Raw genomic sequence first — 18839 nt, forward strand, 5'->3', positions numbered from 1 at the left:
GGCGTCAGTCCGGGGCCAGCATATAGCCGATGCCGCGCACGGTCTGCAGATAGCGCGGGTTCTTCGGGTCCGCCTCCAGCTTGCGCCGCAGCCGGGTCACCTGAACATCGACGGCGCGGCCGGTGATGTCGGCCGTGTCGGGCGACAGGTCCATCCGCTCGACCGGGGCATGGGCGTGCAGGGCCAGGGTTTTCAGCAACTGCCCCTCGGCCTCCGTCAGCCGCATCGGCTGCCCATCCCGCGTCAGTTCCAGCCGCTCCAGATCGAACATGGCGGTACCCAGGCGGATCTCGCGCGGCATGATCGGCTTGACCCCGGTCCGCCTCAGGATGGCGTCGATGCGCAGGCTCAATTCCTTGGGATCGAAGGGCTTGCCCATATAGTCGTCGGCCCCGCGCGACAGGCCGTCGATCCGGTCGGCTGCCTCGCCCCGCGCGGTCAGCAGCAACACCGGCGTCTTCGACAGCTGCGCCTTGGACCGCACCCAGGTGGTCAGCTCCAGCCCGCTCTCGCCCGGCATCATCACGTCCAGCACCACCAGATCGAACTCGATCAGCTCCATCAGCCGCCGCGCCGCGGCGGCGTGGGCGGCCCCGGTGACGCGATAGCCTTCGCGCGCCAGGTATTCCTTCAGCAGTTCGCGAATCCGGTCGTCGTCGTCGACGATCAGCAGATGGCGACCCACGCCCGCCCCGGCGACCGGCCCCGAACGACCCGCACTCATGCCTCTGCTCCCACGATTCCACGCGCCCCGGCGTTGACCTCAGGCCTTTGGGACGTTCTAACCGGGAAATCTACGCAGGAGACGTTGTTCAATGGCCTTGGTTCCTTTCGACGATCGTGACGGCTGGATCTGGATGGATGGCGATTTCGTGCCCTGGCGGGAAGCGAAAACGCACGTTCTGACCCATGCCCTGCACTACGGCTCGTCGGTGTTCGAGGGTGAGCGTATGTATGGCGGCGAAATCTTCAAGCTGACCCAGCACTCCGAACGTCTGGCGCGGTCGGCGGAACTGCTGGACTTCTCCCTGCCGTACAGCGTGGCCGAGATCGACGCGGCCTGCAAGGAAACCTGCGCCCGCATGGGCATGGAGGACGCCTATGTCCGCCCCGTCGCCTACCTCGGGCCCGAACAGGTCAGTGTCTCGGCCCTGAACAACAAGGTCCACGTCGCCATCGCCGTGTGGGACTGGCCCAGCTATTTCGACCCCGAGGTCAAAAAGAAGGGCATCAAGCTGGAATGGGCCAAATGGCGCCGCCCCGATCCCGCGACCGCCCCGACCACGGCCAAGGCCGCCGGCCTGTACATGATCTGCACCATGTCAAAGAACGCGGCCGAGCGGCGTGGCTTCTCCGACGCCATGATGCTGGACTGGCGCGGCTATGTCGCCGAGGCCACCGGGGCGAACGTCTTCTTCGTCCAGGACGGGGTGATCCACACCCCCGACGTGACCCACATCCTGAACGGCATCACCCGCCAGACAGTCATCGACATCGCCCAGGCCAAGGGCATCGAGGTCGTCGTGCGCCACATCCGTCCGGAAGAGCTGTCGACCTTCAGCGAGTGCTTCCTGACCGGCTCGGCCGCCGAGGTCACGCCGGTCCAGTCGATCGGCGAGTACAGCTTCACGCCGGGCGACCTGTCGCTGACCCTGATGGACGACTACGGCAAACTGGTGCGGCGCCAGTCCTGAGCTGGACGCTGACACCGCTTGAGGCGACGCGGTCCCGTTCGGTCCTGCTGGACGGGCACCGCGCGCATCTGGACGGCCTGGCGGACGCCCACCGCCTGCGACGCCTCGCCCCGCGGGCGGGGCGCGACTTCGCCTCCAACGACTATCTGGGCCTGGCCGCGTCGCCCGCATTGCGCAATGCCGTGGCCGAGGCCCTGGCGCGCGGCGTGCCGGTCGGGTCGGGCGGCTCGCGTCTGCTGCGCGGTAATCACCCGGAGCATGAGGCGCTGGAAGCGGAGGCCGCCGCCGTCTTCGGCAGCGCCGCCGCCCTGTATTTCTCGTCCGGCTATGCGGCCAATGCGGCGTTGCTGGCGACCCTGCCGCAGCGGGGCGATCTGATCGTCCACGACGCCCTGATCCACGCCAGCGCCCATGAGGGCATGCGGCTCGGCCGCGCGGAAGCCGTGTCGGTCCCCCACAACGACGCCGATGCCTTCGAGGTCGTCATCCTGCAATGGCGCGCGCGCGGGGGCGTCGGTCGCGTCTGGATCGCGGTCGAGAGCCTGTATTCGATGGACGGCGATCGCGCGCCGTTGGCCGACCTGGCCGTCCTCGCCGACCGCCACGACGCCTTCCTGCTGATCGACGAGGCCCATGCGACGGGGGTGTTCGGCCCCGGCGGACGCGGTCTGGCGGCAGGCCTCGAGGGGCGGGAGAACATCATCACCCTGCGCACCTGCGGCAAGGCCCTGGGCTGCGAGGGGGCCCTGGTCTGCGCCGACCGGACGGTGATCGACTTCCTGATCAACCGGGGCCGGGGCTTCATCTTCTCGACCGCCCCGTCGCCGCTGATGGCCGCCACCTGCCGCGCGGCCCTGACCCTGATGCAGGACGAGACTCGTCAGGCGCGCCAGGCGACGCTGATGGCCGAGGCGGGGGGCCTTCTCGCCGACCGGCTGGGCATCGCCCCGACCGGATCGCAGATCATCCCGGTCGTGCTGGGCGACGACGGTCGCACCATGGCGGTGGCGCAGGCGCTTCAGGCCCGGGGTTTCGACGTGCGCGGCATCCGTCCGCCGACCGTCCCGGCGGGCACCGCGCGGCTGCGGCTGTCCCTGACGCTGAACGTGGAGATGGCCGACGTGGAAGCGCTTGTTGAGGCGATGCAGCCCTTGCTGGAGCTCGCGACATGAGCCGGTTCGTCGTCACCGGCACCAACACCGACATCGGCAAGACCGTCTTAGCCGCCGCCCTGACCCAGGCGCTCGACGGCTGCTACTGGAAGCCGGTGCAGGCGGGGCTGGAGGACGGCACCGACGCCCAGCGCGTCGCGGCCCTGACCGGCCTGCCCGACGACCGTATCCTGCCCGAGGCCTGGCGGCTGCGGACCCCGGCCTCGCCACATCATGCCGCCGATCTGGAGGGCGTCCGCATAGACGCCGACGCCCTGATCCTGCCCGCCTGCGACCGCCCCCTGGTGATCGAGGGGGCGGGCGGGGCGCTGGTGCCGCTGAACGACGAGGTCCTGTTCGCCGACGTTTTCGCCCGCTGGGGCCTGCCGGTGGTGGTCTGCGCCTCGACCGCGCTGGGGACCATCAACCACAGCCTGATGACGCTGGAGGTTCTACGCGGGCGCGGCGCGCCGGTCCTGGGCGTCGCCTTCATCGGTGCCGCGAACGACAGTTCGGAAGAGGCCATCGTCCGCTTCGGTCGGGTCAAGCGGCTGGGGCGGCTGCCCTGGCTCGAGAGCCTGACGCCGGAGACGCTTCGCACCGGCTTCGCCTCCGGGTTCGACGTCGGCGATTTCGCATGAGCCCGGTCTGGCATCCCTTCACCCAGCACGGCCTGAAAGAGCCGATCCCCGAGGTGATGCGCACCGAGGGCGCCTGCCTGCACACCGCCGACGGCCGCCGCGTGATCGACGCCATCTCCAGCTGGTGGGTCATCACCCACGGCCACAGCCATCCGCGTCTGCAGGCCGCGATCCGCTCGGCCAGCGAACGCTTCGACCAGATCATCTTCGCCGGCTGGACCCATGAACCGGCCGAGACCCTGGCGCGCGGCCTGGTCGAGATCACCCCCGAGCCCCTGAAGCACGTCTTCTATTCCGACAGCGGATCGACGGCCGTGGAGGTGGCGCTGAAGATGGCGCTGGGCTTTTGGGCCAATATCGGCCAGCCCCGTCACCGCATCGTGGTGATGCAGCACAGCTATCACGGCGACACGATAGGCACGATGTCGGTGGGCGAGCGCGGGGTGTTCAACCAGGCCTATGCCCCCCTGCTGTTCGACGTGGCGACCGTTCCGTTCCCAGCTGCAGGGGCCGAACAGGCCAGCCTCGACGCCCTGGACGCCTTGTGCCGACAGGAGCTCCGGCCGGCCGCCTTCATCGTCGAGCCCCTGATCCTCGGGGCCGGCGGCATGCTGATCTATGCCGCCGAGACCCTGCGGGCCTATGCCGAGATCTGCGCCCGTCACGGGGTGCTGTTCATCGCCGACGAGGTCATGACCGGCTGGGGGCGAACCGGTACCCTGCTGGCCTGCGACCAGGCCGGGGTGTCGCCCGATATCCTGTGCCTGTCCAAGGGCCTGACCGGCGGGGCCCTGCCCCTGGCCGCGACCCTGGCCACCGCCCCGATCTTCGAAGCCCATCGCTCGACCGACCGGGCGCGCATGTTCTTTCACTCGTCCAGCTACACCGCCAATCCCCTTGCCTGCGCCGTGGCGGCCGAGAACCTGGCGATCTGGTGCGAGGAGCCGGTGCTGGCGCGTGTCGCGGCGCTCGGCGCGGCGCAGCAGGCGGGGCTGGACCGCATCGCCGACCATCCCGCCCTGTCGAACCCGCGCCGCCTGGGGACCATCGCGGCGGTCGATTTCGACGAGGCGCGCGGCGGCTATCTGTCCGGTCGGGGGCCGTGGCTGAAGGCCTTCTTCGCCGAGCGCGACCTGCTGCTCCGCCCCCTCGGCGACACCGTCTATGTGATGCCGCCCTACTGTATCGACGCCGCCGACCTGGACCGTGTCTGGCAGGCCATTGCCGAGGCCGCCGACGCCATCGATGCGCAGGGCACCGCTTAAGGGGCTTGCAGCCCGCGCCGCAGTCGCGTTCAAGCGACACCGCAGGTCCGCCCGGAATGGACCCGGGAGAGACCACCACCGATGTTCAGCACACTGAACCTCCAGAGCCTGCTCGGCCTCGTCGTTATCGTCGCCGTCTGTTGGCTGGTGTCCGAGAATCGGGCCCGGTTTCCCTGGCGGCTGACCCTGGGCGCGATCGGGGTTCAGGCCCTGCTGGTGCTGGCCTTGTTCGCCATTCCCGGATCGCAGGGCGTGCTGGCGGCGGTGACCGGCGCGGTCGACGGCCTGGCCCTGGCCACGGCCGAGGGCACCAAGTTCGTGTTCGGCTATCTGGCCGGCGGGGCCCAGCCCTATGCCGTGACCAATGAGGGCGGCCTGTTTACCTTCGCCTTCTACGTCCTGCCGCTGATCCTGGTGATCTCCGCCCTGTCGGCCCTGCTGTGGCACTGGCGCATCCTGAAGTGGATCACGCTGGGCTTCGGCTTTCTGTTCCAGAAGACCATGGGGCTGGGCGGCGCCTCGGCCCTCGCGGTGGCCGCCAACATCTTCCTCGGCATGATCGAAAGCCCGATCGTCATCCGCGCCTATCTGGACAAGCTGACCCGGTCGGAGATCTTTCTGATGATGGTCGTGGGCCTGGCCACCGTGGCCGGCTCGACCATGGTCGCCTACGCTTCGATCCTTTCGGCGACCCTCCCCAATGCGGCGGGTCACGTGCTGGTCGCCTCGATCGTCTCGGCCCCCGCCGGCGTGCTGCTGGCCCGGATCATCATCCCGGAGACGCCGGGGCAGGGCGGGGCGGTCGCCGACTACGGCTCGGCCCTGAAGTACGACTCGGCCATCGACGCCATCGTCAAGGGCACGGCCGACGGCCTGATGGTGGTGCTGAACATCTCGGCCGTGCTGATCGTGTTCGTGGCCCTGGTCGCCCTGGTCAACGTGATGATCGGCGGCTTCTGGCTGTTCGATGCGCCGGTGACGGTGGAGCGTCTGCTGGGCTGGATGTTCATGCCCCTGGCCTGGCTGATCGGGGTCGACTGGGCCGAGGCGGGCCCGGCGGGGCTGCTGCTCGGCGTCAAACTGACCCTGACCGAGTTCGTGGCCTTCATCCGCCTGGGCGAGATCCCGGTCGGCGAGATCAGCGAGCGGACCCGCATGCTGATGACCTATGCTCTGTGCGGCTTCGCCAATATCGGCTCGGTCGGCATCACCGTGACGGGCCTGTCCGTCCTGATCCCCGAACGTCGGGAGGAGGTCCTGGGCATGGTGTGGAAAGCCCTGTTCGCCGGTTTCCTGGCCACTGCCATGACGGCGGCGGTTGTGGGCGCGATGCCGGCCTCCATATTCGGCTGAACCGCAAAGGCTGACCGCGATGAAGCTCTACGACTCCTTCCGCGCCCCCAATCCCCGCCGTGTCCGCTGGGTCATGGCCGAAAAGGGCATCGAGGACGTCGAGATCGTCCAGGTCGACATCATGTCCGGCGACCACAAGACGCCCGACTACCGCGCCAAGGTCGGCGTGCCCCACGTCCCGGCCCTGGAGCTCGATGACGGCACGGTGGTGTCGGAGTCCGTCGCCATCTGCCGCTATCTGGAGGCGCTGTATCCCGAGCCCAACCTGTTCGGCCACGACCCGCGCGAACAGGCCATCGTCGAGATGTGGACCCGCCGCTGCGAGTTCTATCTGGCCAATCCGATCATGCTGAACGTGCGCCTGACCCACCCGGCCCTGGCCGTGCTGGAGGCGACGCAGCAGCCCCAGGTGGCGGACTACAACCGCCTGTCGGCCGAGCGCTTCATGAAGACCCTGGACCGCCATTTGGCGGACCATGAGTTCATCGCTCTGGACCGGTTCACCATCGCCGACATCGTCGGTGCGGTCGGGCTCGATTTCGCCCGGCTGGTGAAATACCGGCCGCCCGAGGAGTTCACCCACCTCGCCCGCTGGCTCGACGCCTGCCGCGCTCGCCCAGCCGCCAAGGCCGGCCTCTGATTGAAAAACGGGGTTAGCTAGGTTAGCTTATCCGCATGGCCGTCACCGCGAACATCCATGAAGCCAAGACCACCCTGTCGAAGCTGATCGAACGCGCCCTGGCCGGCGAAGAGGTCATCATCGCCAAGGCGGGCAAGCCGCTTGTTCGCCTGGCCCCGGTCACCCAGCCGGTCGCCGTCGATCGCGCCGCCATATTCGGGAAGTATCGCGGCAAAATGATCCTTTCCGACGACTGGGAGGAGTCAGCGTTCGACGCCGAAATGCATCGCAAATGGTACGGAGAGGACCCCGTCCCGATGCCGCATGCCGCCGAGGACGGCAAGCCGTTCGAGCGTAAATGAGGCTGTTGCTCGACGCTAACATCGTGATCTGGCTCCTGACCAACCCGGAGCGTCTGCGTCCCGCGGTGCTTGCTGCGATCCGCGACGACGGCAATGAAATCCTCGTCAGCACCGCTTCGCTGCTCGAGATCACGACCAAGGCGTCAAGCGGGCGATTGGCCTTCGACGACGAAATGCTCGCCGATATTGAGATGATCTCCTCGTGGCTGCCCGTGTCAGCAGCTCACGCCCTGCGGGTCCAGCGGCTGCCGCGCCTCCACGGCGATCCCTTCGACCGTGTCATCGTCGCCCAGGCGATGATCGAAAATCTGACCCTCGTGACCGGCGATCACTTGCTCGCGGACTACGGCGTGCCGGTGCTCCTCACCTGATCAGCCTCGCGCGTTGAATTTCCGGATCACGCCGCTGAAAGTCATCAGCGTGCGCCCGCCCGTCGTGATCTGCCCCCGTGCGAAGATCAGCGACCCGCCGGCGCGCACGACCTCTCCGGTCGCCTCGATCAGCTCGCCGACATAGGCCCCGTCCACGAAGGTGGAATCCAGCTGGATCGTCACCCCGTTCTTGCCCTCCATCTCCTGATAGGCGACCTGGAACAGGGCGATGTCGGCGAAGGTCATCAGGCAGCCGCCGTGCATCCGGTCGCCGGCGTTCATGTGCTTGGGCTCGGCCCGGAAGGCGCAGCGCATCCGTCCGTCGGGGTCCGGCTTGAAGTAGAAGGGGCCGACCACCTGATCGAAGGTGCCGTGCAGGTCGTACATCTGCCAACCGGCAAATTCCCCTTCGCTGACCGTGACCTTCTCAACCATTCCGTCCAACGCCTTCTTTTTGATCTCGCAGTGCAGCATATAGGCGCGATGAGCGATCCAATCGAAGCGGCAATTTTCGAAACCCTGGCCAAGGCCGACCCCAAGGGCGTCGGCGGCAAGTCGGTCGAGCCGGCCGACGTGGCCAAACATATCCAGACCGAGCAGTGGCAGCGCGTCCTGCCCAAGGTCCGGACGACGGCCCTGCACCTGATGCGCCAGGGCCGCCTGACCATCACCAAGAAGGGCAAGGTCGTCGACCCGACCAATTTCCGCGGTGTGACCCGTCTGCGCCTGCCGACCGAGGCCGAGACCGCCGCGGCCCTGGCCATCCTGCCGCCCGCGCCCGAGGGCGATGACGACTTCGCCTGATCTCGAGGCCGTCCTATCGGACATCCGCGCCTGCCGCGCCTGTATGGGCGAGTTGCCGCACACCCCGCGCCCCGTGGTGCGTGTCTTTCCCCAGACCCGCCTGCTGATCTGCGGTCAGGCCCCGGGCCGTCGGGTGCATGAGAGCGGCCTGCCGTTCACCGACCCGTCGGGCGACCGTCTGCGCGACTGGATGGGCGTTGCGTACGACGACTTCTATGCGGATCCCCGCATCGGCGTCGCCGCCCAGGCCTTCTGCTATCCCGGCACAGCTCCGAAGGGCGGCGACTATCCGCCGCCCCGTCGCTGCGCCGCCCTGTGGCGACCCCGGCTGATGTCGGCCCTGCCGGCGATGGAGCTGACCCTGCTGGTCGGCGGCTATGCCCAGGTCTGGGCCCTGGGCGACCGGGTCAAGGTCAACATGACCGAGACCGTCCGGGCCTGGCGCGACTTTGGTCCCGCCATCCTGCCCCTGCCGCATCCGTCGTGGCGCAACACCGCCTGGCTGCGACGCAATCCCTGGTTCGAGGCCGAGGTCGTGCCGTATCTTCGCCAGAGAGTCCGAGGCATCCTCACGGCATGATCCGACGGACGCTGCTGACGGGACTGGTGCTGGGCCTCGGGGCCTGCGCGGCCCCCTATCTGCAGTCGCCCCTGGTCCCCCCCGCCGATTTTAGCGGACCGCGGATCCAGTCCGACGGCTTCATCGTCCAGGACGGGGCCCGGCTGCCCTGCCGCTATTGGGGCCCGGCCGCCGGCGAGCCGCGCGCCGTGGTGGTCGCCCTGCACGGCATGAACGACCACGCCAACGCCTGGCGTCTGGCCGGACCCTGGTGGGCCGCGCGTGGCATCGCCACCTATGCCTATGACCAGCGCGGCTTCGGTGCGGCGCCCGGGCGCGGCACCTGGGCCGGCGAGGCCTTGATGACCGAGGACCTGCGCACCATCGTCACCCTGGTGCGGGGCCGGCATCCGTCCGCCCGCCTCGCCGTGGTCGGCGAGAGCATGGGCGGGGCCGTGGCCATCTCCGCCTTCGCCTCGAACCGGCCTCCACAGGCCGATCAGCTGATCCTGCTGGCGCCCGCCGTCTGGGGCTGGTCCAGCCAGAGCCTCGCCAACCGCGCGAGCCTGTGGGCCGCCGCCCGGCTTCTGGGCAGCCGTGCGGTAGAGCCTCCCGGCTGGGCCGTGCGGCGCATCCGGGCCAGCGACAACCTGGCCGAGCTGATCGCCAACGGCGCGGACCCCCTGTTCATCCGCGCGACCCGGTTCGATGCCCTGTCGGGCCTGGTCGATCTGATGGAGAGCGCTTCACGCCAGCTGGGTTCGGTGCGGATCCCCACGACCCTGATGTACGGTGCCCACGACCAGATCATCGAGCCCGGGCCGATGCGTCGCGCCCTGATCCAGGCCGGCCGGCCGCCCAATCTGCGCACGGCCTTCTATCCCGACGGCTGGCACCTGTTGAACCGCGACCTGCAGGCCGAGGTGGTCTTCCGTGATATCGAGGCGCTGTTATTCGACGCCGCCGCCATCCTGCCGTCCGGGGCGGGGGCAGTCCTGCAGGCCCTTCTCGAAGAAAAAACGCGAAGCGCGGCCGCAACTTAAACCGACATTAACCACAGGGGCGGCAGTTTCTGCCTAGCGGAGGGGTCTGGGCTCCCGCGAAGTATCGGGCGGACCCGGTTTTCTGAAGGCGGTTTGGGTGGGCGGCTTTACGGCGGCGTTGCAGAGATTCGGGATCGGCCGCCTCGCCATGGTGCTGGGCGTCGGCGCGGGCGTGGCGGCCGTGCTGGTCGCCCTGATGATGCGCGTCGGCCAGGCCCCGGACGCGCTGCTCTATTCCAATCTGGACCTGCGCGAAGCGGGCGAGATCACGGCCTCGCTGGAACAGTCGGGCATTCCCTATACCACCCGCGGCGACGGATCGACGATCATGGTCAATCGCGATCAAGTGGGCGAGGCGCGGCTGATGCTGGCCGGCAAGGGTCTCGTGACCTCGGGCTCGGTCGGCTACGAGTTGTTCGACACCCAGTCGGTGCTGGGCCAGACCGAGTTCCAGCAGCAGATCAGCGAACAGCGCGCCCTGCAGGGTGAGTTGGCGCGCACCATCATGTCGATGCGCGGTGTGCAGTCCGCGCGCGTGGCGATCGCTTTGCCCAAGCGCGAACTGTTTCAGCAGGACGGGGCCGATCCTACAGCCTCGGTGGTCGTCGGTCTCGGCGGGCGCAAGCTGTCGAGCGATCAGGTCCGCGCGATCCGCGCCGTCATCGCTTCCTCTGTGCCCAACCTGAAGCCCAACAAGGTCACCGTCGTCGACGAGACCAATCAGACCCTGGCCGCCGCCGACGACGAGGAGGGCTTCAGCTCCGCCACCGCCGAGGAGGCCAAGGGCAACACCGAAGCCCAGCTGCAGGCGCGGATCAAGGATCTTGTCGAGGGCGTCGTCGGCCCCGGCGCGGCCCAAGTCCAGGTCACCGCCGACATCGACATGAGCCGCTCCACCACCCAGGAGCAGAAATACGATCCCGACGGCCAGGTCGTGCGATCGACCTCGACCAACGGCACCCAGTCCCAGGACACCACCGGCGTTCCGGACGGCGGGGCCACGGCGACCAACAACATCCCCGGCGGGGCCGCGCCGGCCGCGACCCCGGCGGGCTCGACCGAGACCGCCAACACCGAGACGACCAATTTCGAGATCTCGAACACGACCACGACCACCGTGAAAGAGCCCGGCGAGGTCAAGAAGCTGTCGGTGGCGGTCGCGGTCGACGGCAAGCTGACCCCGGCCGCCGAACCGGGTGGAGAGCCGGCCTATGCGCCCCGCACGGAGGAGGAGATCACCCAGATCGAGAACCTGGTGAAGGCGGCCATGGGCTTCGACGAGACGCGCGGCGACCAGGTGCGGGTGACCAATGTCCGCTTCAACCGCGACGCTCTGGTTTCGGCCGGCGGGACGGACGGCGGCTCGCCGCTGCTGAACTTCACCAAGAACGACATCATGCGCGGGGTGGAGCTGCTGGTTCTGCTGGTGACCGCCCTGTTGCTGATCTTCTTCGTCCTGCGCCCGCTGCTGAAGAGCGCGTCGGGCGCGGGGCCACAACTGGCGGCGGCGGGCAGCCCGATCGCGGTCACGGCGCTGCAGACCTCGCCGGTCGGCGCGTCGATGGGCCAGCTCCCCGGTCCGTCCGAGATGGAGCAGAGAATCGATATCGCCCGCATCGAGGGGCAGGTGAAGGCCTCCTCGATCAAGAAGGTGGCGGACTTCGTCGAGAAACACCCCGAAGAGTCGACGTCCATCATCCGCACTTGGGTGCATGAAGGCTGATGGCCGCCAGAATGGTCAGCAAAAAAGCATCTGTGGACGACGCCAAGCGGCTGACGGGCCCTGAAAAGGCGGCCGTGATCCTGCTGGCCCTCGGCGAGGAGCACACGCGGCTGTGGCAGGGCCTGGACGACGACGAGGTCAAGGAAATCTCCCAGGCCATGGCCTCGCTGGGTACGGTCTCCGCGGCCGTCGTCGAGGAACTGATGGTCGAGTTCGTCTCGGGCCTGTCCAGCTCGGGTGCGGTTCTGGGCTCGTTCGAACAGACCCAGCGTCTGCTGGCCTCATTCATGCCCGCCGATCGGGTCGAAGGTCTGATGGAGGAGATCCGCGGTCCCGCCGGTCGCACCATGTGGGACAAGCTGGGCAATGTGAACGAGGCGGTCCTCGCCAACTATCTGAAGAACGAATACCCCCAGACCGTCGCCGTGGTCCTGTCCAAGGTGAAGCCCGACCACGCCGCCCGGGTGCTGACCAGCCTGCCCGAAGACTTCGCGCTGGAATGCGTCCAGCGCATGCTTCGGATGGAGCCCGTCCAGCGGGAGATCCTCGACAAGATCGAGCAGACGCTGCGCACGGAGTTCATGTCGAACTTGGCGCGCACCTCCAAGCGCGACAGCCACGAGATGATGGCCGACATCTTCAACAGCTTCGACCGCCAGACCGAGGCCCGGTTCATCGGGGCGCTGGAAGAACGCAACCGCGAGGCGGCCGAGCGCATCCGCGCCCTGATGTTCGTGTTCGAGGACCTGTCCAAGCTGGATCCGGGCGGGGTCCAGACCCTGCTGCGCGCGGTCGAAAAGGACTCCCTGGGCCTGGCCCTCAAGGGGGCTTCCGAGCCCCTGCGCGAGATGTTCTTCAGCAACATGTCCGAGCGCGCGTCCAAGATCATGCGGGAGGACATGGAATCCATGGGCCCCGTGCGTCTGAAGGACGTCGACACCGCCCAGATGGCCATGGTCCAGGTGGCCAAGGACCTGGCGGCGCGGGGCGAGATCATGCTGGCCGGGGCCTCCGGCGACGACGAGCTGATCTACTGACATGACCCCCACCACCCCCCTCAACAGCCGCCCGTTCGTCTTCGATACCGAGTTCGACGACGCCGGGACCGTGGTGCGGGCCTCGGCCTTCCGGCCCACCAAGCGCACCTACATGCCGACCGAGGTCGAGGCCCTCGTCGCCCAGGCCCGGCTGGAGGCCCGCGAGGCAGCCTTGGCCGAGGTGGAAAGCATCGCCGCCATGGCGCTGTCGACCATCGCCCAGGCGGTCGCCTCGGCCGCCCCGGCCCTGACGCTCGTGGCGCACCAGCACCGGGAGCAGTCGGCGGATCTGGCCCTGGCCGCCGCCCGGGTCATCGCCTGCGCGGCCTTGGATCACCTGCCCACCGGGCCGCTGCAGTCAGCGCTGGAAACCCTGGGTCAGGAGATCGACGCCTCGCCGCGCCTCGTCCTGCGCGCCTCCGGCCTTGACGACGCCTCGCGCCAGAAGATCCAGGCCCTTTGCGTCGACGCGGGCTTTTCCGGGCTGGTGGCCTTTCGCGACGAGCCGGATCTGCCGGTCGCGGCTTTCCGCCTGGAATGGGCCGACGGCCGCGCCGACTTCGACCCCGCGGCCGCAGCGGACAGGATGGCGAGCGCGCTGCGCTCCGCCCTCGCCGCCGAGGCCGGCCATGCCGAGTCTCTCGCCAACGCCCCCTCCGCCTTTGAGAGTGAACAATGATGGCCGACGACCTCGCCCTCGAGGAGTTCGCGAACTCCACCGCCCTGGCTACCGTCGATGACGGGGGGGACAAGTCCGCCGCCGACCTGGCGACGGTCTTCGACGTGCCGGTCAATATCTCGGCCGTGCTGGGCAAGGCCCATATGACCGTGGCCCAGTTGTTGAAGCTGAATCGCGGCTCGGTGCTGGAGCTGGACCGCAAGGTCGGCGAGGCCATCGACATCTTCGTCAACAACCGTCTGGTCGCCCGCGGGGAGGTCGTCGTCGTCGAGGACCGCCTGGGCGTGACCATGACGGAAATCATCAAGACCGAGGATTCCAACGCCTAGGCGTCGGAACCTCAGCACGGAATAGAGGAGAAGACCCATGCGGCTTCTGGTGGTTGGGCGGCTTTCGGGCCAGCTCGCGGCGGCGGTGAAGATGGCCATGGCGCACGGCGCCAAGGTCAATCACGTCGAGCGCACGGATCAGGCGACGGAGCAGCTCCGGCGAGGGCAGGGGGCCGACCTGCTGATGGTCGACTACAATCTCGACATCGCCGGTCTGATCGCGGCGAACGAGATGGAGCGGATCTACGTGCCGGTCGTGGCCTGTGGCGTCGACAACGACGCGGACAAGGCGGCGGCCGCCATCCGGGCCGGGGCGAAGGAGTTCATTCCCCTGCCGCCGGACGCCGATCTGATCGCCGCCGTCCTGGCCGCCGTGGCCGACGACGACCGCCCTCTGGTCTCGGCCGATCCCTCGATGCAAGCCGTGATCAAACTGGCGGATCAGGTCGCCCGCTCCGAAGCCTCGATCCTGATCACCGGCGAAAGCGGCGTCGGCAAGGAGGTGATGGCGCGCTATCTGCACACCCATTCCAAACGCGCCGAACGCCCGTTCATCAGCGTCAACTGCGCCGCCATTCCCGACAACCTGCTCGAATCCGAACTGTTCGGCCACGAGAAGGGCGCCTTCACCGGGGCCGTCGCCCGCCGCATCGGCAAGTTCGAGGAGGCCGACGGCGGCACCCTGCTGCTGGACGAAATCAGCGAGATGGACGCCCGGCTCCAGGCCAAGCTGCTGCGCGCGATCCAGGAGCGGATCATCGACCGGGTCGGCGGCACCAAGCCCGTGCCGGTCAACATCCGCATCATCGCCACCTCGAACCGCAACCTGGCCAAGGCCGTCGCCGAGGGCACCTTCCGGGAAGATCTGCTGTACCGCCTGAACGTGGTCAACCTGCGCCTGCCCGCGCTGCGCGAGCGGCCCGGCGACGTGGCCGTCCTGGCCGATCACTTTGTCAAGAAATACGCCGCCGCCAACGGCGTGCCGGTCCGGCCCCTGTCTCTGGACGCCCGCCGGGCCCTCGCCGCGCATCGCTGGCCCGGCAACGTCCGGGAGCTGGAGAACGCCATGCACCGCGCGGTGTTGCTGGCCGTCGGGCCCGAGATCGACGCCGAGGCCATCCGCCTGCCGGACGGTCAGCCGCTGATGGGGGCTGTGAGCGGGCTCGCGGACAATGCGGGAGTCGCGGGCGTCGCCGCCCGGGCCGCCCAGACGGCCGACGCGGTCTCGCGCGCCTATGTCGGCCAGACCGTCGCCCAGATGGAAAAGACCCTCATCCTCGACACGCTCAGCCACTGCCTGGGCAACCGGACGCACGCGGCCAACATCCTGGGCATCTCGATCCGCACCCTGCGGAACAAGCTGAACGAATACGCCGACGAGGGCACATCGATCATCGCGCCCCAGACCGGCATCGCCATGACCGGCTACGCCTCGAGCGCCGCCTAGGATGACCGTCGCGGACCGCAGAAGCGTCCTGACCGGCCTGGGAGCGCTCGGCCTGATCGGCTGCGCCCCTCAGACGACGTCCCCCGTCGCGGCGCCCACCCCCGCCCCGGAGCTCTTCGATCTGTCCGCGCTGGAACAGGCGAACGGCGGCCGCCTCGGCTTCGTCGCCCACGACCTGGGCACCGGCCGACGTTTGACCGCCCGCGGGGACGAACGTTTCGTCTATTGCTCGACCTTCAAGATGTATCTGTCCGCCGCCACGCTGATGCGCGTCCAGGCGGGGCACGAACAGTTCGACCGCCTGATCCCCATGACCGCCGCCGACATGGTCAGCCACGCTCCGGTGACCGAACCGGCCATCGGCTCCAGCCTCAGCGTCGAGCGCCTGATGCAGGCGGTGGTGGAGGTGTCGGACAACCCCGCCGCCAACCTGCTGCTCAAGGCGCTGGGCGGCCTCGACCCCATGAGGGCCTTCTACCGCGGCCTCGGCGACGACAGCACCACGGTCGATCGCTTCGAGCCCGAGATGAACCGTGTCGACGGCATCAAGGACACGATCCAGTCCCTGCAGTCCGCCACCAATATCCAGCGCCTGTTCCTCGATGCGGCCTCGCCGCTTTCGGCGGAGTCCCAGACCCGGCTGTTGGGCTGGATGTTCGCCTCGCCCAGCGGCGCGGATCGGCTGAAGGGGGGTGCCCCGGCCGGCTGGCGCGTGGCGCACAAGACCGGCACCGGGGGCTATGGCCCAACCAATGACATCGGCATCCTCTATCCGCCTTCGGGCGAGCCCGTCATCGTCGCGGCCTACTACCATGCCACCCCCGACACGTCGGATGCCCAGAACGCCGCCGTCATCGCCGACGCCACCCGTCTGGCCCTGACCCGCCTCGGTCGCGCATGACCGACACCCCGGTGATGATGAAGGACGGCATGGCCCGTCCGACGGGCGGCGACGTCAAGGGCTGGCTGCTGAGGGGTGAAGTCGGCATGGCCGTCGGCGTCATCGGCGTCATCCTTCTCCTCATCCTGCCCGTCCCCAGATTCCTGCTGGACCTGCTTCTGGCCATCAGCCTGGTGTCGTCGGTGCTGATCCTGATGACGGCGCTGATGATGAAGCGCCCGCTGGACTTCGCCATCTTCCCGACCGTCCTGCTGATCTCGACCCTGTTCCGCCTGGGGCTGAACCTGGCCTCGACGCGTCTGGTCCTGACCCACGGCCATGAGGGCCACGACGCCGCCGGTCAGGTCATCAACGCCTTCGGCGCCCTGATGATGGGCGGCAGTTTCATCATCGGCATCATCATCTTCGCCATCATCCTGGTTGTGAACTTCGTGGTCATCACCAAGGGCTCGACCCGGATCGCCGAGGTCTCGGCCCGGTTCACGCTCGACTCCATGCCGGGCAAGCAGATGGCCATCGACGCCGACCTGTCCTCCGGCCTGATCACCGAGGAACAGGCCAAGCTGCGGCGCAAGGAACTCGAACAGGAATCCACCTTCTTCGGGGCCATGGACGGTGCGTCCAAATTCGTCCGCGGCGATGCCGTCGCCGGTCTGATCATCGTCTTCATCAACGCCATCGGCGGCATCCTGATCGGCGTGCTTCAGCACGATCTGCCGATCGGCGACGCGGCCAACACCTATATCCAGCTGACCATCGGCGACGGTCTGGTGACCCAGGTTCCCGCCATCATCATCTCGATCGCGGCGGGCTTCCTGGTCTCCAAGGCCGGGGTCGAGGGCTCGGCCGACAAGGCCCTGGTCCAGCAACTGGCCACCAATCCGGTCAGCCTCGGCATGGTGGCGGCCGCCTCCGGTCTGCTGGCTCTGATTCCCGGCATGCCGATCATCCCCTTCGCCGCCCTGGCCATCGGTTCGGGTTACATGGCCTGGCGGCTTGGTCGGGCCAAGCTGAAGCCCGAGCCGATCGACAACGAGGCGGTCAACACCAAGCCCAAGGACGACGTCGAGGAACCGATCGGCACCGCCCTGTCGATCGACGAGGTCAAGATCGAGCTCGGCTATTCCCTGCTGACGCTGATCAACGACCTGGAAGGTCGCCGCCTGACCGACCAGGTCCGGGCCCTGCGCCGCGCCCTGGCCCAGGAGTTCGGCTTCGTCATGCCGTCGGTGCGCATCCTCGACAACATGCGCCTGCCGACCCAGGGCTATGCTATCCGCATCAAGGAGATGGAGGCTGGCACCGGCGAAGTCCGGCTGGGCTCGCTGATGGCCATGGACCCGGCCGGCCGCCAGGTCGAGCTGCCCGGCGAGCACACCAAGGAACCCGCCTTCGGCCTGCCCGCCACCTGGATCGACGAGAGCCTGCGCGAGGAGGCGACCTTCCGCGGCTACACCATCGTCGATCCCTCGACCGTGCTGACCACCCACCTGACGGAAATCCTCAAGGAGAACATGGCCGACCTGCTCAGCTATGCCGAGGTGCAGAAGCTGATCAAGGAACTGGGGGTCGAGGAGCGCAAGCTGGTCGACGAACTGGTGCCCTCGGTCGTCACCGTCACCACCCTGCAGCGCGTCCTGCAGTCCCTGCTGCGCGAAAAGGTCTCGATCCGCGACCTGGGCGCCATTCTCGAAGGCCTGGCCGAGGCGGCACCGCATTCATCATCGGTCACCACCCTGGTCGAGCACGTCCGCACCCGTCTGGCCCGCCAGCTGTGCTGGCAGTACAAGGGCGAGGATGGGGCCCTGCCGATCATCACCCTGTCGCCGGAATGGGAGAACGCCTTCGCCGAGGCCCTGGTCGGCGGGGGCGAGGACAAGCAGCTGGCCATGGCCCCCAGCCGGCTGCAGGACTTCATCCGCGCCGTCCGCGACGTGTTCGAGCGCGCCGCCATGTCGGGCGAAAGCGCCGTCCTGCTGACCGGCCCCCAGATCCGTCCCTATGTCCGATCCATCATCGAACGCTTCCGGGGGCAGACCGTGGTGATGAGCCAGAACGAGGTCCACCCGAAGGCCAGACTGCGGACCCTGGGCAGCGTCTAGTCGACCCGCACGAATCCACCGGCCGATGCCGCCCGCGCGGCTTCGTTGGTCGGCCGTGCGATCAGTCCCGACTGGGTGATCCACACCTCATACGTGCCGCCGTCGGCCATCGGCATATAGGCCGCGGAGCCGTAAAGCGTGTCGACGGCGTCGACGTAGCGCCGGTACTTTCGCGCCACGTCCCAAGCGCTTAACGACCAGGGCATCTGCAGACCCGCCACGGTACCGGGTTCCTCGCTGTAGAGGGCATGGACGCTGCGGGCCCCCGTCCGCTCCTGATCGATGTCCTGGTAGCGACCCGAAATCCGATCGAGACGATACTGCGCGTCCAGCCCCATGACATTGGCCCAGGGCTTCCACTTCAGCACCTGCGCCTCCATCCGCCACTCGTCGCCATTGATCGGGTAGACGGCCGTGCGCGCGGGCAGGTCGGTCGTCGCCGGCTGGGTGACGGTGGCTTCGAAATACTGCGGGGCGAGCCGCCGGACGGACAGGCTGGCCACCGGGCGCTCATAGCTGAGCCGCGAATAGGTCTGGACGTTCTGGCCCAGCAGGGCGGCACACAGGGCCCCGGCGAGGAGGATGCCCCCCACCGCCGTCCCGAACAGCCCGCCCAGAAACCGCCCCTTGAACAGGCTTGCAAGGCCGGCGACCAGGATCAGGGCCCCGATCACCGCCACCGCCGTCGGAATAATCCACCACCACCACAACATAGGATCGTCCTCCCCCGGAACGGCATAGCTTGTTATCGTAACGGTT

The 18839-nt window shown here is 68.2% G+C and carries 21 protein-coding genes; 18 read left to right on the forward strand and 3 right to left on the reverse strand.

Annotation, left to right across the window (positions count from 1 at the left end):
• Positions 1–4: 4 nt before the first annotated feature.
• Complete coding sequence (locus BZG35_RS05860; protein WP_077354800.1) at positions 5–724, reverse strand: response regulator; 720 nt, start codon at positions 722–724, stop codon at positions 5–7.
• 91 nt (positions 725–815) lie between these two features.
• Between BZG35_RS05860 and BZG35_RS05865 the strand changes: the two genes are divergently transcribed.
• From BZG35_RS05865 to BZG35_RS05900, 8 genes are all read left to right on the forward strand, one after another.
• Entirely contained in the window at positions 816–1694 is an 879-nt protein-coding gene (locus BZG35_RS05865) for a branched-chain amino acid aminotransferase (protein WP_077354801.1), read from the forward strand.
• Between the two features lie 68 nt (positions 1695–1762).
• Entirely contained in the window at positions 1763–2866 is a 1104-nt protein-coding gene (locus tag BZG35_RS05870) for an 8-amino-7-oxononanoate synthase (RefSeq protein WP_256364151.1), read from the forward strand.
• Positions 2863–3486 carry a dethiobiotin synthase gene (gene bioD / locus BZG35_RS05875; protein ID WP_077354802.1) on the forward strand — a complete coding sequence of 208 codons (624 nt, stop codon included), beginning with the start codon at positions 2863–2865 and terminating at the stop codon, positions 3484–3486. Before BZG35_RS05870 ends, bioD begins: the two co-directional genes overlap by 4 nt.
• The gene (locus BZG35_RS05880; protein WP_077354803.1) at positions 3483–4751 is read left to right on the forward strand and encodes an adenosylmethionine--8-amino-7-oxononanoate transaminase; all 1269 of its coding nucleotides are present in this window, start codon (positions 3483–3485) and stop codon (positions 4749–4751) included. Before bioD ends, BZG35_RS05880 begins: the two co-directional genes overlap by 4 nt.
• A gap of 81 nt (positions 4752–4832) precedes the next feature.
• Positions 4833–6104, forward strand: coding sequence for a NupC/NupG family nucleoside CNT transporter (locus tag BZG35_RS05885; protein ID WP_077354804.1), 1272 nt, complete (start codon positions 4833–4835; stop codon positions 6102–6104).
• Between the two features lie 19 nt (positions 6105–6123).
• On the forward strand, positions 6124–6744 hold the full coding sequence (locus BZG35_RS05890) for a glutathione S-transferase family protein (RefSeq protein ID WP_077354805.1): 621 nt from the start codon (positions 6124–6126) through the stop codon (positions 6742–6744).
• A gap of 35 nt (positions 6745–6779) precedes the next feature.
• Entirely contained in the window at positions 6780–7085 is a 306-nt protein-coding gene (locus tag BZG35_RS05895; protein ID WP_077354806.1) for a type II toxin-antitoxin system Phd/YefM family antitoxin, read from the forward strand.
• Entirely contained in the window at positions 7082–7456 is a 375-nt protein-coding gene (locus BZG35_RS05900) for a type II toxin-antitoxin system VapC family toxin (RefSeq protein ID WP_077354807.1), read from the forward strand. The genes BZG35_RS05895 and BZG35_RS05900 overlap by 4 nt, the downstream gene beginning before the upstream one ends.
• Here BZG35_RS05900 and BZG35_RS05905 read toward each other — a convergent pair whose 3' ends face one another.
• Positions 7457–7891: a PaaI family thioesterase gene (locus tag BZG35_RS05905; RefSeq protein WP_077357871.1), complete on the reverse strand. Its 435-nt coding sequence runs from the start codon at positions 7889–7891 to the stop codon at positions 7457–7459.
• A gap of 48 nt (positions 7892–7939) precedes the next feature.
• Between BZG35_RS05905 and BZG35_RS05910 the strand changes: the two genes are divergently transcribed.
• The 10 genes from BZG35_RS05910 to flhA all read left to right on the forward strand — a co-directional run bounded on the left by BZG35_RS05910 (position 7940) and on the right by flhA (position 18080).
• Entirely contained in the window at positions 7940–8260 is a 321-nt protein-coding gene (locus tag BZG35_RS05910; protein WP_077354808.1) for a DUF3253 domain-containing protein, read from the forward strand.
• Positions 8244–8840 (forward strand): uracil-DNA glycosylase family protein, encoded by a 597-nt coding sequence (locus BZG35_RS05915; RefSeq protein WP_077354809.1) that lies wholly within the window; start codon positions 8244–8246, stop codon positions 8838–8840. The genes BZG35_RS05910 and BZG35_RS05915 overlap by 17 nt, the downstream gene beginning before the upstream one ends.
• On the forward strand, positions 8837–9862 hold the full coding sequence (locus BZG35_RS05920; RefSeq protein ID WP_077354810.1) for an alpha/beta fold hydrolase: 1026 nt from the start codon (positions 8837–8839) through the stop codon (positions 9860–9862). The genes BZG35_RS05915 and BZG35_RS05920 overlap by 4 nt, the downstream gene beginning before the upstream one ends.
• 97 nt (positions 9863–9959) lie before the next feature.
• Entirely contained in the window at positions 9960–11585 is a 1626-nt protein-coding gene (fliF, locus tag BZG35_RS05925; protein ID WP_077354811.1) for a flagellar basal-body MS-ring/collar protein FliF, read from the forward strand.
• Positions 11585–12622, forward strand: a complete 1038-nt coding sequence (fliG, locus tag BZG35_RS05930; protein WP_077354812.1) for a flagellar motor switch protein FliG — start codon at positions 11585–11587, stop codon at positions 12620–12622. Before fliF ends, fliG begins: the two co-directional genes overlap by 1 nt.
• Before the next feature lies 1 nt (position 12623).
• Complete coding sequence (locus tag BZG35_RS05935; protein WP_077354813.1) at positions 12624–13301, forward strand: flagellar assembly protein FlbE; 678 nt, start codon at positions 12624–12626, stop codon at positions 13299–13301.
• Positions 13298–13630, forward strand: coding sequence for a flagellar motor switch protein FliN (gene fliN, locus BZG35_RS05940; protein WP_077354814.1), 333 nt, complete (start codon positions 13298–13300; stop codon positions 13628–13630). Before BZG35_RS05935 ends, fliN begins: the two co-directional genes overlap by 4 nt.
• A gap of 37 nt (positions 13631–13667) precedes the next feature.
• Positions 13668–15077, forward strand: coding sequence for a sigma-54-dependent Fis family transcriptional regulator (locus BZG35_RS05945; protein WP_077354815.1), 1410 nt, complete (start codon positions 13668–13670; stop codon positions 15075–15077).
• Between the two features lies 1 nt (position 15078).
• Positions 15079–15978, forward strand: a complete 900-nt coding sequence (gene bla, locus BZG35_RS05950) for a class A beta-lactamase (protein ID WP_077354816.1) — start codon at positions 15079–15081, stop codon at positions 15976–15978.
• 14 nt (positions 15979–15992) lie between these two features.
• Positions 15993–18080 (forward strand): flagellar biosynthesis protein FlhA, encoded by a 2088-nt coding sequence (flhA, locus tag BZG35_RS05955; RefSeq protein ID WP_077357873.1) that lies wholly within the window; start codon positions 15993–15995, stop codon positions 18078–18080.
• Here the strand turns inward: flhA and BZG35_RS05960 are convergent.
• On the reverse strand, positions 18077–18793 hold the full coding sequence (locus BZG35_RS05960; RefSeq protein WP_077354817.1) for a hypothetical protein: 717 nt from the start codon (positions 18791–18793) through the stop codon (positions 18077–18079). The genes flhA and BZG35_RS05960 overlap by 4 nt on opposite strands.
• Between the last annotated feature and the right edge of the window lie 46 nt (positions 18794–18839).

It is taken from the genome of Brevundimonas sp. LM2 (genome assembly GCF_002002865.1).
Taxonomy (GTDB): Bacteria; Pseudomonadota; Alphaproteobacteria; order Caulobacterales; family Caulobacteraceae; genus Brevundimonas.

Excerpts from the sequence above, each read along its gene's own strand:
- BZG35_RS05860 (WP_077354800.1), bottom strand. The coding sequence starts at position 724 with ATGAGTGCGGGTCGTTCGGGGCCGGTCGCCGGGGCGGGCGTGGGTCGC.
- BZG35_RS05865 (WP_077354801.1), top strand. The coding sequence starts at position 816 with ATGGCCTTGGTTCCTTTCGACGATCGTGACGGCTGGATCTGGATGGAT.
- bioD (WP_077354802.1), top strand. The coding sequence starts at position 2,863 with ATGAGCCGGTTCGTCGTCACCGGCACCAACACCGACATCGGCAAGACC.
- BZG35_RS05880 (WP_077354803.1), top strand. The coding sequence starts at position 3,483 with ATGAGCCCGGTCTGGCATCCCTTCACCCAGCACGGCCTGAAAGAGCCG.
- BZG35_RS05885 (WP_077354804.1), top strand. The coding sequence starts at position 4,833 with ATGTTCAGCACACTGAACCTCCAGAGCCTGCTCGGCCTCGTCGTTATC.
- BZG35_RS05890 (WP_077354805.1), top strand. The coding sequence starts at position 6,124 with ATGAAGCTCTACGACTCCTTCCGCGCCCCCAATCCCCGCCGTGTCCGC.
- BZG35_RS05895 (WP_077354806.1), top strand. The coding sequence starts at position 6,780 with ATGGCCGTCACCGCGAACATCCATGAAGCCAAGACCACCCTGTCGAAG.
- BZG35_RS05900 (WP_077354807.1), top strand. The coding sequence starts at position 7,082 with ATGAGGCTGTTGCTCGACGCTAACATCGTGATCTGGCTCCTGACCAAC.
- BZG35_RS05905 (WP_077357871.1), bottom strand. The coding sequence starts at position 7,891 with ATGGTTGAGAAGGTCACGGTCAGCGAAGGGGAATTTGCCGGTTGGCAG.
- BZG35_RS05910 (WP_077354808.1), top strand. The coding sequence starts at position 7,940 with ATGAGCGATCCAATCGAAGCGGCAATTTTCGAAACCCTGGCCAAGGCC.
- BZG35_RS05915 (WP_077354809.1), top strand. The coding sequence starts at position 8,244 with ATGACGACTTCGCCTGATCTCGAGGCCGTCCTATCGGACATCCGCGCC.
- BZG35_RS05920 (WP_077354810.1), top strand. The coding sequence starts at position 8,837 with ATGATCCGACGGACGCTGCTGACGGGACTGGTGCTGGGCCTCGGGGCC.
- fliG (WP_077354812.1), top strand. The coding sequence starts at position 11,585 with ATGGCCGCCAGAATGGTCAGCAAAAAAGCATCTGTGGACGACGCCAAG.
- BZG35_RS05935 (WP_077354813.1), top strand. The coding sequence starts at position 12,624 with ATGACCCCCACCACCCCCCTCAACAGCCGCCCGTTCGTCTTCGATACC.
- fliN (WP_077354814.1), top strand. The coding sequence starts at position 13,298 with ATGATGGCCGACGACCTCGCCCTCGAGGAGTTCGCGAACTCCACCGCC.
- BZG35_RS05945 (WP_077354815.1), top strand. The coding sequence starts at position 13,668 with ATGCGGCTTCTGGTGGTTGGGCGGCTTTCGGGCCAGCTCGCGGCGGCG.
- bla (WP_077354816.1), top strand. The coding sequence starts at position 15,079 with ATGACCGTCGCGGACCGCAGAAGCGTCCTGACCGGCCTGGGAGCGCTC.
- flhA (WP_077357873.1), top strand. The coding sequence starts at position 15,993 with ATGATGAAGGACGGCATGGCCCGTCCGACGGGCGGCGACGTCAAGGGC.
- BZG35_RS05960 (WP_077354817.1), bottom strand. The coding sequence starts at position 18,793 with ATGTTGTGGTGGTGGTGGATTATTCCGACGGCGGTGGCGGTGATCGGG.